General features: G+C 73.5%; 14 protein-coding genes. 6 read left to right on the forward strand and 8 right to left on the reverse strand.

The window, feature by feature from the left end; translation table 11 throughout:
* Nucleotides 1-14 precede the first annotated feature (14 nt).
* Nucleotides 15-1,190, reverse strand: coding sequence for a PP2C family protein-serine/threonine phosphatase (locus J4G33_RS07405; protein WP_243758770.1), 1,176 nt, complete (start codon nt 1,188-1,190; stop codon nt 15-17).
* Nucleotides 1,191-1,285: 95 nt separating this feature from the next.
* On the opposite strand from J4G33_RS07405, the gene J4G33_RS07410 reads away from it, so the two are divergent.
* On the forward strand, nt 1,286-2,530 hold the full coding sequence (locus J4G33_RS07410) for a GNAT family N-acetyltransferase (RefSeq protein ID WP_208055309.1): 1,245 nt from the start codon (nt 1,286-1,288) through the stop codon (nt 2,528-2,530).
* A gap of 54 nt (nt 2,531-2,584) precedes the next feature.
* On the opposite strand, the gene J4G33_RS07415 is transcribed toward J4G33_RS07410, so the two are convergent.
* On the reverse strand, nt 2,585-3,034 hold the full coding sequence (locus tag J4G33_RS07415; protein WP_208055310.1) for a ribose-5-phosphate isomerase: 450 nt from the start codon (nt 3,032-3,034) through the stop codon (nt 2,585-2,587).
* Nucleotides 3,035-3,072: 38 nt separating this feature from the next.
* Here J4G33_RS07415 and J4G33_RS07420 point away from each other — a divergent pair, with 38 nt between their 5' ends.
* Complete coding sequence (locus tag J4G33_RS07420) at nt 3,073-5,094, forward strand: M13 family metallopeptidase (protein ID WP_208055311.1); 2,022 nt, start codon at nt 3,073-3,075, stop codon at nt 5,092-5,094.
* A gap of 46 nt (nt 5,095-5,140) precedes the next feature.
* On the opposite strand, the gene J4G33_RS07425 is transcribed toward J4G33_RS07420, so the two are convergent.
* Nucleotides 5,141-5,722 carry a hypothetical protein gene (locus J4G33_RS07425; protein ID WP_208055312.1) on the reverse strand — a complete coding sequence of 194 codons (582 nt, stop codon included), beginning with the start codon at nt 5,720-5,722 and terminating at the stop codon, nt 5,141-5,143.
* Between the two features lie 72 nt (nt 5,723-5,794).
* The gene (locus J4G33_RS07430; RefSeq protein WP_208055313.1) at nt 5,795-6,448 is read right to left on the reverse strand and encodes a mycothiol-dependent nitroreductase Rv2466c family protein; all 654 of its coding nucleotides are present in this window, start codon (nt 6,446-6,448) and stop codon (nt 5,795-5,797) included.
* 159 nt (nt 6,449-6,607) lie between these two features.
* Here J4G33_RS07430 and pepN point away from each other — a divergent pair, with 159 nt between their 5' ends.
* Nucleotides 6,608-9,196, forward strand: coding sequence for an aminopeptidase N (pepN, locus tag J4G33_RS07435; protein WP_208055314.1), 2,589 nt, complete (start codon nt 6,608-6,610; stop codon nt 9,194-9,196).
* A gap of 58 nt (nt 9,197-9,254) precedes the next feature.
* On the opposite strand, the gene malQ is transcribed toward pepN, so the two are convergent.
* Nucleotides 9,255-11,381 carry a 4-alpha-glucanotransferase gene (malQ, locus tag J4G33_RS07440; protein ID WP_208055315.1) on the reverse strand — a complete coding sequence of 709 codons (2,127 nt, stop codon included), beginning with the start codon at nt 11,379-11,381 and terminating at the stop codon, nt 9,255-9,257.
* 92 nt (nt 11,382-11,473) lie between these two features.
* On the opposite strand from malQ, the gene J4G33_RS07445 reads away from it, so the two are divergent.
* Complete coding sequence (locus J4G33_RS07445; RefSeq protein ID WP_208055316.1) at nt 11,474-12,463, forward strand: mechanosensitive ion channel family protein; 990 nt, start codon at nt 11,474-11,476, stop codon at nt 12,461-12,463.
* Here the strand turns inward: J4G33_RS07445 and J4G33_RS07450 are convergent.
* Genes J4G33_RS07450 through J4G33_RS07460 form a run of 3 tightly spaced genes read right to left on the reverse strand, consistent with a single transcriptional unit; the run spans nt 12,439 to nt 13,632 of the window.
* Nucleotides 12,439-12,927 carry a PTS sugar transporter subunit IIA gene (locus J4G33_RS07450; protein WP_243758771.1) on the reverse strand — a complete coding sequence of 163 codons (489 nt, stop codon included), beginning with the start codon at nt 12,925-12,927 and terminating at the stop codon, nt 12,439-12,441. The genes J4G33_RS07445 and J4G33_RS07450 overlap by 25 nt on opposite strands.
* A complete protein-coding gene (locus J4G33_RS07455; RefSeq protein WP_307793799.1) occupies nt 12,924-13,394 on the reverse strand; it encodes a PTS sugar transporter subunit IIA in 471 nt (156 codons plus the stop codon). Before J4G33_RS07455 ends, J4G33_RS07450 begins: the two co-directional genes overlap by 4 nt.
* Before the next feature lie 7 nt (nt 13,395-13,401).
* Nucleotides 13,402-13,632: a PTS sugar transporter subunit IIB gene (locus tag J4G33_RS07460; RefSeq protein WP_208055317.1), complete on the reverse strand. Its 231-nt coding sequence runs from the start codon at nt 13,630-13,632 to the stop codon at nt 13,402-13,404.
* Between the two features lie 104 nt (nt 13,633-13,736).
* Between J4G33_RS07460 and J4G33_RS07465 the strand changes: the two genes are divergently transcribed.
* Both J4G33_RS07465 and J4G33_RS07470 read left to right on the forward strand, forming a co-directional pair.
* Complete coding sequence (locus J4G33_RS07465) at nt 13,737-14,135, forward strand: globin (protein WP_250443718.1); 399 nt, start codon at nt 13,737-13,739, stop codon at nt 14,133-14,135.
* Nucleotides 14,132-14,998 carry an acyl-CoA thioesterase gene (locus tag J4G33_RS07470; protein ID WP_208055319.1) on the forward strand — a complete coding sequence of 289 codons (867 nt, stop codon included), beginning with the start codon at nt 14,132-14,134 and terminating at the stop codon, nt 14,996-14,998. The genes J4G33_RS07465 and J4G33_RS07470 overlap by 4 nt, the downstream gene beginning before the upstream one ends.
* The last annotated feature ends 1 nt before the right edge of the window (nt 14,999 follow it).

A 14,999-nucleotide genomic window follows, 5' to 3' on the forward strand; every position in this document is an offset into this window, starting at 1 on the left:
CGCGCCGACGCCCCTCAGGTGCGGTGCACGAGGATCAGCGCACGGTCGTCGCCCTCCCCGGCGCGCACGCCGGCGACCACCGCGTCGGCCCCGCCCGACCGGGTCGCGACCACCCGCTCGGCCTCCCCCATCAGCCGGTCGATCCCCAGCTCGACGTCGTGCCCCGGGCTCTCGACCAGACCGTCCGTGTAGAGCATCAGCGTGTCCCCGGGCTGGATCACCCCCTCGTGCACGGCGAAGACCGGCGCCACGACCACGCCGAGGGCCGGCCCGCCCGGCGTCTCGACGGTCTCGATGACCCCCGAGCCGGCGTGCAGGTGGACCGCCGGCGGGTGACCCGCGGTCGAGACCCAGAACTGCCCCGTGTCGAGCCGCACCGCGAGGTGGATCGCCGTGGCGAAGCCCTCGGGCCAGCGCTGGGCCAGCAGGTACCGGTTCGCGGCAGGCAGGAAGGCGTCCCTGGGCATCGCGCCGAGCAGGCCGCCGAACGCCCCCGAGAGCAGCAAGGAGCGCACGCCGGCCTCCTGCCCCTTGCCCGAGACGTCCACGAGGACGATCTCGAGCAGGGGCGAGCCGGGGGCGTGCGAGGCCACCACGAAGTCTCCCGAGAACGCCTCGGCGTAGGCCGAGCGCACCACGCTGTCGACCCCCCAGCCCTCGGGCAGGTCCGGGATGCGACCGTGGGCGACGAGACGGTCACGCAGGTCGACGAGCATGAGGTCACTCGTGGCCCCCTGCAGCCCCAGGCGCTCGCGGCTGCGCACGAAGGCGACCCCGAGGACGACGGCGAGCAGGATCACGGCGTACCGCGCCGGGCTGAAGGCCTCCTCGTCGAGCAGCTCGAGGGTCAGCACCAGGCCGAGGACGACCACCCCGAGGGTGGTCATCGCCCAGGCCCGCAGGACGAAGACCCCCATCAGGAGCACGAGCAGCACGACCGACGAGGGGACCCAGGCCGGCAGGAGGGCGATCCCGAGGGCCGCGAGCACCGCGAGGGCAGCCAGGACGAGCGTCGTGGAGATCTGGCGGGCCCGCGGGGAGTTCCGTGGGCCGCGGACGACCCGCCGCAGCGCGCGCCGGGCCGAGCGCGCGGCGCCCCGCGCCCGCGGTCCGGGACCGCGGACGGTGCGCGGTGAGCCCGGACGCGCCTGGCGGGTCCGGCGGGGACCGGACGGTGCAGCGACGGTCATGCGGCGAGGCTACCCAAGCCCGCCGACGCGGCCCGTGCGGCACCCCGGACGGAAATGCGCGGGCCTGCGGGCCCGGCCTCGGCCACGATGGACCCATGAGCACCCTGCCCGCGGGCTACCGCGCCGTCGACGTCCCTGAGAGCCGCCGCGACCACCTCCTCGAGGTCGACACCTGGGCCTTCCCCGGCGCGCTGACCGACGACCAGGTCCGCGCGCTGCCCGTGCCGCTCACCTGGGAGCGCACCCGCGGCGTCGAGGCGCCGGACGGCGAGCTCGTCGCGAGCCACGCCTCCTACCCCTTCAGCCGCTTCCCGGTCCCCGGGGCCCGCATCCCCGTCTCGGGGCTGACCTGGGTGGGGGTGCACCCGGGGCACCGTCGGCGCGGCCTGCTGCGTTCGATGATCACCGAGCACGTGAGCCGCAGCCTGGCCCGGGGCGAGGCGGTGTCGGCGCTCTTCGCGGCCGAGGCCCCGATCTACGGGCGCTTCGGCTACGGCCTGGCGGCCCGCGACCTGCGGCTGAGGATCCCGCGCGGTGCCGCCCTGCGTGACGTGCCGGGCGCCGAGGGGGTCCGGGTGCGCGTCGAGCGCCTGGACCCGTCCCGGCACGGTGCGCTGCTGCACGAGATCCACGGGGCCGTCGAGAGACCAGGCTGGGCCACCCGCGAGACCGAGGCCCTGCGCGAGACCTTCCTGGCAGACCCCGAGCCGCTGCGGGACGGCGCCGAGTCGGTCCGGGTGCTGCTCGCCGAGCGCGACGGCCGGACCGTCGGGTACGCCCTGTTCCGGCGTCGCGCGGCCTGGGAGGTCCCCGGGCCCCGTGGGACGGTCAGGGTGCGCGAGGTCGTCGCCCCCGACCCGGCCGTGGCACGCGCCCTGTGGGGGGTGCTGCTCGACCTGGACCTCACGGCGACGGTCGAGACAGGGATGCTCGCCCCCGACGACGCGATCACCCACCTGCTGGTCGACCTGCGCGGCGCCGAGCCCCGCACGACCGACAACCTCTGGGTCCGCGTGCTCGACGTCCCCGCGGCCCTCGCGGCTCGCCGCTACGCCGCCCCGGTCGACGTCGTGCTGGAGGTCACCGACGCGCTGGTGGCGGGCAACCAGGGACGATGGCACCTCCAGGGCGGACCAGACGGCGCGCAGGTCCGGCGGACCGAGGCCGCACCCCAGCTGGCCCTCGACGTGCGCGAGCTGGGCGCGGCCTACCTGGGGGGCAGCTCGTTGACGAGCCTGGCCGGCGCCGGCCTGGTCAGAGAGCTCGAGCCCGGGACCCTCGCCCCCGCGGCGACGGCCCTCGGCTGGCCCGACGCGCCGGTGTGCAGCTGGGTCTTCTGAGGGGCTGCGTCTTCTGAGGCCCTGCGTCTTCTGACAGGCTGGGTCCTGCCGAGCCTAGCGACGGGCCTCGTAGTCGGCGAGGAGGTCGATGCGGCGCTGGTGGCGCGGGTCCCCGCTGAAGGGCTCGGCGAGGAAGGCCTCGACCATCGCGACGGCGTCGTCGACCGGGTGCTGGCGGGCACCGATGGCCAGCACGTTGGCGTCGTTGTGCGCCCTGCCGAGCCGGGCGGTGTCGACGTTCCAGGCCAGGACCGCGCGAACCCCGGCGACCTTGTTGGCCGCGATCTGCTCGCCGTTGCCCGAGCCGCCCAGCACGATGCCCAGGCTCCCGGCCTCGGCCACGACGGCCTCCCCGGCCGAGATGCACATCGGCGGGTAGTCGTCGAGAGCCTCGTAGCTGTGGGCCCCGTGGTCGACGACGTCGTGGCCGGCGGCCTGCAGGTGCTCGAGGAGAGCCACCTTGAGCTCGTACCCGGCGTGGTCGGCGGCGATGTGGATGCGCATGGGTCCATCCTGCCGCACCGGCGGCCTAGCCTGGGTGCATGACGACGACTGATCAGGCCACGTCGGCCGCGGGCGCCTCCCCCCTGCGCAGCGGCATCGACCTCACCGCCCTCGACCCCACGATCCGTCCTCAGGACGACCTCTACCGGCACGTCAACGGGCGGTGGATCGAGGGCCACGTGATCCCTGAGGACCGTGCGATGGACGGTGGCTTCCGACGCCTGCACGACGAGGCCGAGGAGCAGGTCCGCGCGATCATCGAGGAGCTCGGCGCCGGGGCCGTCGACGGCGCGCCGGGGAGCCCCGCCGGGCAGGTGGGCGCCCTGTACGCGAGCTTCACCGACGTCGAGGCCGTCGAGGCGGCCGGGCTCACGCCGCTGCGTGACGAGCTGGCCGCGGTGGATGCCGTGACCGACCGCGAGGCCCTGACCCGCGTCCTGGGGTCGTTGCAGCGCACCGGGGCGGCCGGGGCCCTGGCCTTCTGGGTCGACAACGACGCCAAGGACCCCGAGCGGTACGTCACCTACCTGCACCAGGACGGTCTGGGCCTGCCCGACGAGTCGTACTACCGCGAGAACCAGTACGCCGAGATCCGGGACGCCTACCGCCGGCACGTCGCCCGGATGATCGACCTGGCCGCGGCGGGCCCGGTCGACGGGGCCACGCAGGCCGACCTGGTCGTCGACCTCGAGACGGCCCTCGCCGCCGCGCACTGGGACGTGGTCAAGGACCGCGACGCCGACCTGACCTACAACCCGATGAGCCTGGCCGACCTCGTCGAGCGCGCCCCGGGCTTCGACTGGGTCGCCTGGGCCGCCGCCCTCGAGGCCCCGGACGGGGCGCTCGACTCCCTCGTGGTGCGCGAGCCCGAGTTCGCCGAGACCTTCGCCCGGCTGTGGACCGAGCGCCCGGTCGCGCAGTGGCAGGCCTGGTTGCGGTACCACCTCGTCACCTCCCGCGCCCCCTACCTGCCGGCCGCCGTGGTCGAGGCCAACTTCGACTTCTACGGGCGCACGCTCACCGGGGCCACGGCCCTGCGCGAGCGCTGGAAGCGCGGGGTGTCCCTGGTCCAGGGGGCCCTCGGCGAGGCCGTGGGCCAGGTCTACGTCGACCGCCACTTCCCGGCCGCGCACAAGCAGCGCATGCTCGAGCTCGTCGACTACCTCGTCGAGGCCTACCGCGAGTCCATCACCACGCTGGACTGGATGGGGGCCGAGACCCGCGACCGCGCGCTGGCCAAGCTCGACGCCTTCACCCCCAAGATCGGCTACCCCGACCGCTGGAAGAGCTACGAGGGCCTCGAGATCCGCGCGGACGACCTGGTCGGCAACGTGCGCCGGGCGCACGCGTTCGAGCAGGACCGAGAGCTGCGCAAGATCGGCCGACCGGTGGACCGCGACGAGTGGTTCATGACCCCGCAGACGGTCAACGCGTACTACAACCCGGGCATGAACGAGATCGTGTTCCCCGCGGCCATCCTCCAGCCGCCCTTCTTCGACCCCGAGGCCGAGGACGCGGTCAACTTCGGCGGGATCGGAGCCGTGATCGGCCACGAGATCGGCCACGGCTTCGACGACCAGGGCTCGAAGTACGACGGCGCGGGTCGCCTCGAGGACTGGTGGACGGCCACCGACCGGGCTGAGTTCGAGAAGCGCACGGCGGCCCTCGTCGAGCAGTACGCGGCCTTCTCCCCGGTCCAGCTCGCCGACGGCGAACGGGTCAACGGCGCCCTGACCATCGGCGAGAACATCGGCGACCTCGGCGGGCTGTCGATCGCCCTCAAGGCCTACCGCATCGCGCTGGGACGCCCGCTCGACCAGGCCCCCGTGGTGGACGGCCTGACCGGCGTCGAGCGTGTGCTGCTCGGCTGGGCCCAGGTCTGGCAGTCCAAGGGCCGCGACGAGGAGGTGCGGCGCCGGCTCGCGACCGACCCGCACTCCCCCAACGAGTTCCGGTGCAACGGGGTGCTGCGCAACCTCGACGAGTTCCACGAGGCGTACGGCGTGCAGCCCGGTGACGCGCTCTACCTGGCCCCCGAGGAGCGCGTGCGCATCTGGTGACAGCAGGTCCGGGTGGCTCTCTCGGGAGCCACCCGGACCTGGGCGGTCAGGGGAACAGGCTGTAGCCAGCGCGGGCGAGGGAGAAGCCGCTGCCGCTCTCGTCGTGGCGGCAGGTGACCCCGTTGCGCGAGCTCTGGCAGGTCATCTGGCCCACCGTGCTCGCCTCGCCGTAGTCCAGCTCGGGCAGGTCCGCCGGGGCCGAGACCTCGCCGTCGACGCAGGGGAACGTGGTCTGCTGACCCGCCTCGATGCGCAGCACGTTGCCCGCGGTGCCCTCGCACCCCTCGGGCGGGTCCACCGCGCCGAAGGTGAAGCTGATGATCGAGCAGGTCGCGCTCGTCTCGTCCATCTCGCAGAAGATGTTCCCGCTCGGCAGGACGAAGGCCTCGATCAGCTCGGCGTCCTCGGCCTCCTCCGGGGCGGAGGGCTCGGGCGAGGCCTCGGCCTCACCCGGGTCGGACGTGCCCGGGGCGTCGTCGGCGGCGCCGTCGGAACGGTCGGACAGCGCCATGACGCCGACCACCACGAGGGTGAGGACCAGGATGACGTCGATCACGAGGAAGGTCGTCAACCAGGGCCCGAGGGCCCGACGGGGTCGACGCCCCGAGGCGCTCTCCTGATCCGACATCCGCTCTCCTCCTCCTGACGCACCGGCCACGGAAGCATGTCATGCCGCCGCGGCCGGTGCGAAGGCCGCAGATCAGTCGAACACGGGCCCCTGGGTGCGGGTGCGCTTGAGCTCGTAGAACCCGGGCACCCCGGTCATCAGCACCAGCCCGTCCCACAGCCGCCCGGCCTCGTCGCCCTTCGGGGCAGGGGTCATCACCGGGCCGAAGAAGGCGACGCCGTCGATGGCCACCACGGGGGTCCCGACCTCGTCTCCCACGAGCTCGATGGCCTTCTGGTGGGAGGCGCGGAGGGCGTCGTCGTGAGCGTCCGAGGAGGCGGCCTCGACCAGCTCGGCGGGCAGACCGACCTCGGCGAGGGCCTCGGCCACCACGGCCATGCGCTCGTCGGACCGGCCACCCGGGTGCAGGCGCCTCCCGATCGCGTCGTAGAGGGGCTTGAGCACCTCGTCGCCGTGGGCGAGCTGCGCCGCGGTGAGCACGCGCACCGGGCCCCAGGCCTCGTCCATCGAGCGGCGGTAGCCCTCGGGCAGGTCACGGCCCTCGTTGAGCACGGCGAGGCTCATCACGTGCCAGCGCACCTCGACATCACGGACCTTCTCGACCTCGGTCATCCACCGCGAGGTCATCCACGCCCACGGACAGATCGGGTCGAACCAGAAGTCGGCCGTGACGCGCTCGCGCACGGTCTCCTCGGGGGCGGTCAGGGTCTCGGTCGCAGCACTCATCGCGGGCCTCTCATCAGGGGTAGTCCGTCCTGGGGACAAGGACGCGGGCCGCAGGGGCATTCCCTCCGGTCGCTGCACCCGGCCCATCCCGGGCGCGCCGCCGGGCCGGTGCGTGCAAGGATCGTTCGACGATCCGTTCACCCGACGAGGAGCCCTGCCGTGCCCGCTGAGAACCTGACCCGCGCCGAGGCCCGCGAGCGTGCTGCCGTCGTCGACGTACGGTCCTACGACGTCGCCCTCGACCTGACGACCGGGGACACCACCTTCGGGACGACGACGGTCGTGCGCTTCGACGCGACGCCGGGCTCGAGCACCTTCGTGGACCTCATCGCACCCCGGGTCCACGACGTCGTGCTCAACGGCCGACACCTCGACGTGGCCGAGGTCGTGGCCGACTCGAGGATCGCTCTGGCGGACCTCGCCGCGGAGAACGAGCTCCGCGTGGTCGCCGAGGGCGCCTACATGAACACCGGCGAGGGCCTGCACCGCTTCGTGGACCCCGTCGACGGCGAGGTGTACCTGTACTCGCAGTTCGAGGTCGCCGACTCGCGCCGCGTCTTCGCGGTCTTCGAGCAGCCCGACCTCAAGGCGACCTTCTCCTTCGCGGTCACGGCCCCCGCCCACTGGACGGTCGTCTCGAACTCCCCGACCCCCGAGCCGCTGCTCATCACCGCGGAGGAGTCACCTGTCGCGCGCTGGTCCTTCGCGCCGACCCCGCGCATCTCCAGCTACATCACCGCGATCGTCGCGGGCCCCTACCACCGGGTCGACGACGAGCTCACGAGCAGCGACGGGCGCGTCATCCCCCTGGGCGTGCTGTGCCGCGCCTCGCTGGCCGAGCACCTGGACCCCGAGAACATCCTGGACATCACCCGGGCCGGCTTCGCCTTCTACGAGAAGGCCTTCGACATGCCGTACCCCTTCGCCAAGTACGACCAGATCTTCGTCCCCGAGTTCAACGCCGGGGCCATGGAGAACGCGGGGGCGGTCACGTTCCTCGAGAACTACGTCTTCCGGTCCAAGGTGCCCGAGGCCACCGTCGAGCGGCGCGCGGTCACGATCCTGCACGAGCTCGCCCACATGTGGTTCGGCGACCTGGTGACGATGCGCTGGTGGGACGACCTGTGGCTCAACGAGTCCTTCGCGGAGTACGCCTCGACCCTGGCCGCCGCCGAGGCCACGCGGTGGACCCAGTCCTGGACGACCTTCTCCTCGCTCGAGAAGTCCTGGGCCTACCGGCAGGACCAGCTGCCCTCGACCCACCCGATCGTCGCCGACATCAACGACCTCGAGGACGTCGAGGTCAACTTCGACGGGATCACCTACGCCAAGGGCGCCTCGGTGCTCAAGCAGCTCGTCGCCTGGGTCGGTCAGGAGGAGTTCTTCGCCGGGGTCCGTGCCTACTTCGCCAAGCACGCCTGGGGAAACACCGAGCTGCGTGACCTGCTGGTCGAGCTCGAGGCCACCAGCGGGCGTGACCTGGCGCCGTGGTCCGCCGTGTGGCTCGAGCAGGCCGGCGTGACCCTGCTGCGCCCCGAGATCGAGGTCGACGACGAGGGCACCATCACCTCCTTCACGGTGCGCCAGGAGGTGCCCAAGGACCACCCGGTGCAGCGTCCGCACCGCCTCGCCGTGGGCGGCTACGACCTGGTCGAGGCCCCCGACGGCTCGACCAGGCTCGAGCGCGTGGTGCGGGTCGAGCTCGACGTCGAGGGCAAGAAGACCGCGGTCCCCGAGCTGGTCGGCCGCCCGCGCCCCGACCTGGTGCTGGTCAACGACGACGACCTGGCCTACGCCAAGATCCGCCTCGACGAGCACTCCCTCGCGGTGGCCACGACCAACCTGCACTCCTTCTCCGACTCCCTGCCCCGCACCCTGGTCTGGGGTGCGGCGTGGGACATGACGCGGGACGGCGAGCTGTCGGCGCGGGAGTTCGTCGACCTGGTCCTCGCCAACATCGCCCACGAGACGGACTCCTCGGTGGTGCTGGTCCTGCTGCGCCAGCTCGCGCTGACGGTCGACCTGTACGTCGCCCCCGAGCACCGGTCCGAGGTCTCGGCCCGCACGGCCAACCGGCTGGTCGAGCTGGCCCGCGCGGCAGAGTCCGGCAGCGACGCCCAGCTCCAGTTCATCAAGGCCTTCGCGGCGCGGGCGACCACGGAGGACCAGCTCGACGCCGTGGCGGCGCTGGTGGACGGCAGCACCGAGCTGCCGGGGCTGTCGGTCGACACCGACCTGCGCTGGGAGCTGCTGACCAGCCTCGTCGCGGGCGGACGGGCAGGGCTGACCGACATCGACCGGCAGCTCACGCAGGACCCGACGGCCACCGGCGAGCGCGCCGCCGCAGCAGCGCGGGCCGCGATCCCGACCCCCGAGGCCAAGGCCGAGGCCTGGGCAGCCGTGGTGGACCGCGAGGACCTGGCCAACGCGGTGCAGACCTCGACCATCGCCGGGCTGAGCCGGGTCCACGACCGCGGCCTGCTCGTGCCCTTCGTCGAGCCGTACTTCGCCGGGCTCGAGGAGGTCTGGACCTCGCGGACCAACGAGATGGCGCAGAACATCGTGATCGGGCTGTACCCGACCCAGCTCGCCGGGACCCAGGGCTCGCACGGGGTCGACGTCCTCGCCCGGACCGACGAGTGGCTCTCCGACCTCGGGGACCGGCACCCGGCCCTGCGTCGCCTCGTGATCGAGAACCGCGACGGCGTCCGTCGGGCGATCGCCGCCCAGGAGCGGGACCGCGGCTGAGACCCCGGGGGGCAGGGCGTGAGCCTCGCGGCCACGCCCTGCCCCGTGGCGGTCGGCCTCAGTGCCGCAGGGCGGCGACCAGGGAGCGCAGGCGGGGGTTGTCGAACAGCTCGTCGACCAGGACGAGCCGCTGGGCGGAGTCCGCGAGCGGCACGCGCCAGTTCGGGTACTCCTGATCGGTTCCGGGCTGGTTCTGCGCGCGGCGCTCGCCCACCGCGTCAGCCAGGGAGACGCCGACGAGGACAGCCGGCGAGGACAGCACGAGCCGGTGCAGGGCCTCGACGACCTGGCGCTCGGAGGGGTCCGCGCCGACCAGACCACGCTGCGCGATGACGTCGAGCATCTGCTGACGCTCGGCCCGGGCGTCAGCGCGGACCTTCTCGACCGGCTCGGTGAGCAGCCCCAGCTGGTCTCGCAGGTCGACGTGCTCACCGGCGAGGTAGCCCGCCGTCGGGGGCAGGTCGTGGGTGGTGACCGTGGCGAGCGCGAGACGCCGGTAGTTCTCGGGGGGCATCGGCTGGTCGTCCTCGCGCTCGAACCACAGCACGGAGGTGCCGAGCACACCGCGATCGGTGAGGTAGTCCCGCACCCACGGCTCGAAGACGCCGAGGTCCTCCCCGATGACGACCGCTCCGGCGCGCTGCGCCTCGAGGCAGAGGATGCCGATGAGGGCCTCGTGGTCGTAGCGGACGTAGGCGCCCTCCTGGGCGCCCCGGCCGCGAGGGATCCACCAGAGCCGGAACAGGCCGATCACGTGGTCGATGCGGATGGCCCCCGCGTGCCGCAGCACGGTGCGAAGCATGTCGCGGTACGGCCGGTACCCCGCGCGGGCCAGGCCCTGCGGGCTCCACGGGGGCTGGGACCAGTCCTGGCCCTGCTGGTTGTACATGTCTGGCGGGGCGCCGACCGAGACACCCTGGGCCAGCACGTCACGCATCGACCAGGAGTCCGCCCCCTCGGGGTGCACCCCCACCGCGAGGTCGTGCATGATGCCGAGCCGCATGCCCCCCTCGCGGGCGGCGCGCTGGGCGGCCGCGAGCTGGTCGTCGGCCAGCCACTGCAGCCAGCAGTGGAAGGTGATGCGGTCCGCGAGCTCGGTCCGCAGGCGGGCCACGAGCTCCGAGCCGCGGTCGTCGGCCTCAGCGGGCCACGGCTGGCCCTCGAAGTGCTCGGCCAGGGCGCACCAGGTCGCGAAGTCCTCGAGCCCCTGGCCCTGCTCGGCGCGGAAGGCGGCGAACCGCGCCTGGCGGGCGGCCGATCGCGGCGCCGCATAGACGACCTCGAGGGCCACCCTCTTGGCGGCCCACACGGTGTCCCGGTCGATGGGACCCGGGTCGGTGCTCAGCGGTCGCGCCACCTCGGCCTGCCACTCGATCAACGAGCGCTCGGCCACGGGGAGGTACGCGGTCTCGGGCACGTCCTCGACCCGCAGGTAGAGCGGGTTGACGAAGCGACGGGTGGTGGGCAGGTAGGGCGAGGGGGTGAGGGGAGGCATGGGCTCGGCCGCGTGCAGCGGGTTGATCAGCACGAAGTCCGCACCGCAGCGGCGGGCAGCCAGCCAGGCCATCTCCCCCAGGTCCGCGAGGTCACCCACCCCCCAGGACTGGTGCGAGCGCACCGAGTACAGCTGGGCCATGAGACCCCAGCCACGGGTCTCGCCGACTCCTGCCGGCAGCTCGAGGCGGCCGGGGGTCACCACGACCTCGCAGGCGGCCCGGGTCCCGTCGCTGTCGACGACCAGGGTGTGCCAGCCGAGGGGCAGGTCGGTCGGGAGGTCGAGGGTCGCGCGCCCGACCGTCCGTCCGTCGACGGTGCGCGGGGGGACGTAGACGTCGGCCTGCTCGACCGGGCGGCGACCGCCCCCGGCCTCGGGGTCGACCTCGAGGTGCGCGGTGACCGGTGCCCCGTCCTCGACGTGCACCGGGACCTGGACGGTCGCGCCCTCACGGACCACCACGACGGGCGGCAGCACGTGACGCCAGGGCTCGTCCTCGGCCTCGGCCAGAGCGAGGTCCACGCGCTCGGGGGACGAGGCGTCGACCCCCAGGGCGGCGAGCACGCTCACCAGGGTCTCGGTGGAGACGAAGCGGTGCCCACCACCGAAGTCCCAGAAGTCGGGCACGACGCCGTGGCGCGCCGCGAGGGCGAGCAGGGGCTCGGGCAGGGCGGCGGTCGTCTCTGGCACGCCTCGATCCTGCCAGAGCCCCGCCAGTCCGCACCTGCGCGCGCCGCGCGGACCGACGTGAACCTCGCAGGCCGCCGAACTACCCTGCCCGCATGGACGACGCCCCCGCACCCGTGACCTGGATCCAGGAGTTCCTCGACTGGTTCCTCGGAGCCCCGCTGCAGACCCTCATCGCCATCGCCGCCGCCGTCGTGCTCCTCGCGGTGGCCCGGTGGCTCGTGGCCCGGGCCGTGCGCTCGATCGTCGAGGGCGGGGCCTCGGTGCGGTCCAAGGCGGGCAACCTGCTCACGCGGGCGGGGGCCGGCAACCTGGCCGCCGAGTCCAACCCGCTGCTGGTCGCCCGGCGCGTGCAGCGGGCCGAGACCATGGGCTCGGTGCTGCGCTCGACCGCTGGCCTCGTCGTCGGGATCATCCTGCTGACCGCGCTCGCCAACATCTACGGCTGGGAGCTCGGGCCGCTGGTCGCCTCGGCGGGGGTGGTGGGCGTGGCCCTGGGCTTCGGTGCGCAGACCCTGGTCAAGGACTTCCTGTCGGGAATCTTCATGCTCGTCGAGGACCAGTACGGGGTGGGCGACGTCGTGGACCTCGGCGAGGCCTCGGGGGTGGTCGAGGCGATCGGTCTGCGGGTGACGCAGATCCGCGACCTCTCGGGGACGCTCTGGTACGTGCGCAACGGCGAGGTGCTGCGCGTGGGGAACATGACCCAGGGCTGGTCGAAGGCCCTCGTCGAGGTCCTGGTCTCCCCCGACGCCGACGTCCCCCGCGCCACCGCCCTGCTCCGCACGGCCGCCCAGGAGGTCGCCGAGCACGAAGAGCTGGGCAGGCTCCTGCTCGCCGAGGCCGACGTCACGGCCTACGAGGACCTCACGGCCGAGGGGGTGCGGCTGCGACTCATGGTCAAGACGGCCCCTGCCCAGCAGTGGCTCGTCCAGCGTGAGCTGCGGGCCAGGATCCGCGACCTGTTCGCGGCCGAGGGGCTGCCCCTGGCCCTGCCGCGACGCGAGGTGCTCGTGGAGCGGGACGCCCCCGGGCCCGTCGCCGAGGGAGCTCCCACCCGTCAGGACCAGAGCAGCACGGGCTGACCCTCGCTCACCCGGTCCCCCGGTCCCACCAGACGCAGCACGTCGTCGACCCGGGCCTGCAGGGCCACGACCGGGGAGACGGTCGGCCGGCCCCCCGCGCGCACCTGCGCCGGGCTCCAGGCCAGCATGGGCTGCCCGGCGTGGACGAGCTCACCGTTGCCGACCACGGCGCCGAACCCGACGCCGTCGAGCTGAGCGGTCCGCAGGCCCAGGTGCACGAGCACCGCCCGGCGGTCGTCCACCTGGACCACGGCGGCGTGGGGGTAGAGGCTCATCAGGCGTCCGTCGCACGGGGCGACGACCACCACTCGCCCGCCGTCAGCCGGCTCGTCGGGCAGGATCGCGAGGCCGGGTCCGATGATCCCGTCGGCGAAGACGGGGTCGGTCACCTCGGCGGCGGCGACCACGGTGCCGCCCAGCGGTGCGACGACCTGGACCGTCGGGCTGGTCGGCCGACCGGTCAACGGTCCCCCGGGGACCAGCGCAGCAGCGGGGTCCCCCCGGCCACCACGGTCCCCACCGGGACGAGGCGCTCGACCGTCTCGGGGTCGGCCTCGACCGCGATGACCGGGCACAGGGCCGAGAGCCCTCGGGCGGTGACGTCGTCGGGCCGCCACCGCACGACGGGGGCGCCGGCCGTGACGGTCGCGCCGCGCCGCGCCAGGGTCGTGTACCCCTCCCCGCCGAGGCTCACGGTCTCGATACCGAGGTGCACCAGCACCCCGTGCGTCCCCGAGGTCACGACGAAGGCGTGGGGCTGGAGGGTCGACACGACGCCCTCCACCGGGGCGACGGCCGCCTGGACCCCCGTCGTCGGGCGGATCGCGGCACCAGGGCCGACCATGGCCTGGGCGAAGACCGGGTCCGGGACGTCGGCGAGGTCCAGGACCGTACCGGCCACAGGAGCCAGCACGGTCAGCGTCCGTGCCACGACGAGCTCAGCGCAGGTCGTCGATGTCCGAGGCGAGGGTGTCGGCCTCAGGCCCGACCACGACCTGGACCACACGCCCCGACCGCACGACACCGAACGCGCCGGTGGCCTTGAGCGCAGCCTCGTCGACGAGGGCCGGGTCCTCGAGCTCGACCCGCAGGCGGGTGATGCACGGCTCGAGGTCGACGACGTTGCCATCGCCTCCGAGGGCCGCGAGGATCTGCTCAGCCTTGCTCATGGTGGCCTCCTGGGAACGCGATGCGGGGACTGCTCCTACCGTCACACAGTAGTCACTCCCACGCACCGGGACGGCCCTGCGCCCGCGTGCGCGACAATGGCGCGGTGAACCCTCCTGACTCCTTCTACGCGAGCGTGGGCGGGGCCGAGACCTTCCGCCGTCTCGTCGAGGTCTTCTACGCCGAGGTGGCCCAGGACGAGGTGCTCGCCCCCATGTACCCCGAGGCCGACCTCGGGCCCGCGGCCGACCGTCTGCGCCTCTTCCTCGAGCAGTACTGGGGCGGGCCGACGACGTACAGCGACGAGCGCGGGCACCCCCGTCTGCGCATGAGGCACGCCCCCTTCCACGTCAACCCCGACGCCCGGGACCGGTGGCTCGCCCACATGCGGACCGCCGTCGAGAGCCTCGACCTCCCGCCCCTGCAGCACGCCACGCTGTGGGACTACCTCGAGCGGGCCGCCCACGCCATGGTCAACACCTTCGAGGAGACCCCACCACGATGACCGCCCCTGATCCCATGCGTCGCGTCCTGGACGTGCTCGACCTCGAGGTCCTGGACCCCGACACCTTCACGGGCGGGAGCCTGCCCAAGCCGGGGGGCCGGGTCTTCGGTGGCCAGGTGCTGGCGCAGTCCCTCCTCGCCGCGGCCCGCACCGTCCCCGAGGACCGCCTGCCCCACTCCGTCCACGGGTACTTCCTGCGGGCCGGGGACGTGCGCGAGCCGATCACCTTCGCGGTCGAACGGATGCGCGACGGCAGGTCCTTCAGCGCGCGGCGCACCCACGCCCTGCAGCGCGGCGAGCCGATCCTGTCGATGATCACCTCCTTCCAGGTCGACCAGCCCGGCCTCGAGCACGCAGACCCGCCGCCGACCTCGGTGACTCCTCCGGAGGAGATCCCGAGCGCGGCCGACCTGCTGGGGGCGATCGACCACCCCGTCGCCGCCTTCTGGACCGAGTCCGCGGCCTTCGACCTGCGGCACGTGGGCTCGCCCGTCTACCTCGGTCCGGCCGAGGAGCGCACCGACCGCCAGATGGTGTGGATGCGTGCCCGGGGCCCCGTGCCCGAGGGCCAGGCCATGCACCGCGCCCTGCTGGCCTACGCCTGCGACCAGGTGATGCTCGAGCCCGTCCTGCGCCGGCACGGCCTCACCTGGGCGACGCCGGGCCTGTCGATGGCGAGCCTGGACCACGCGATGTGGTGGCACCGCGAGGTGCGGGTCGACGAGTGGCTGCTGTACGTGCAGTCCGGACCCAACGCCCACGGCGGCCGCGGCCTGGGGGCAGCCCGGGTCTACAGCCAGGACGGGGTGCTGGTCGCGACCATCGCGCAGGAGGGCATGGTCCGCGTCCCCGAGGAGGACTGAC

The organism is Actinotalea soli, assembly GCF_017565425.1.
GTDB lineage: Bacteria > Actinomycetota > Actinomycetes > Actinomycetales > Cellulomonadaceae > Actinotalea > Actinotalea soli.

Bases quoted from the DNA above. Each gene is read 5' to 3' on its own strand.
- J4G33_RS07405 (WP_243758770.1), bottom strand. From the start codon at position 1,190: ATGACCGTCGCTGCACCGTCCGGTCCCCGCCGGACCCGCCAGGCGCGT.
- J4G33_RS07410 (WP_208055309.1), top strand. From the start codon at position 1,286: ATGAGCACCCTGCCCGCGGGCTACCGCGCCGTCGACGTCCCTGAGAGC.
- J4G33_RS07415 (WP_208055310.1), bottom strand. From the start codon at position 3,034: ATGCGCATCCACATCGCCGCCGACCACGCCGGGTACGAGCTCAAGGTG.
- J4G33_RS07420 (WP_208055311.1), top strand. From the start codon at position 3,073: ATGACGACGACTGATCAGGCCACGTCGGCCGCGGGCGCCTCCCCCCTG.
- J4G33_RS07425 (WP_208055312.1), bottom strand. From the start codon at position 5,722: ATGTCGGATCAGGAGAGCGCCTCGGGGCGTCGACCCCGTCGGGCCCTC.
- J4G33_RS07430 (WP_208055313.1), bottom strand. From the start codon at position 6,448: ATGAGTGCTGCGACCGAGACCCTGACCGCCCCCGAGGAGACCGTGCGC.
- J4G33_RS07445 (WP_208055316.1), top strand. From the start codon at position 11,474: ATGGACGACGCCCCCGCACCCGTGACCTGGATCCAGGAGTTCCTCGAC.
- J4G33_RS07460 (WP_208055317.1), bottom strand. From the start codon at position 13,632: ATGAGCAAGGCTGAGCAGATCCTCGCGGCCCTCGGAGGCGATGGCAAC.
- J4G33_RS07470 (WP_208055319.1), top strand. From the start codon at position 14,132: ATGACCGCCCCTGATCCCATGCGTCGCGTCCTGGACGTGCTCGACCTC.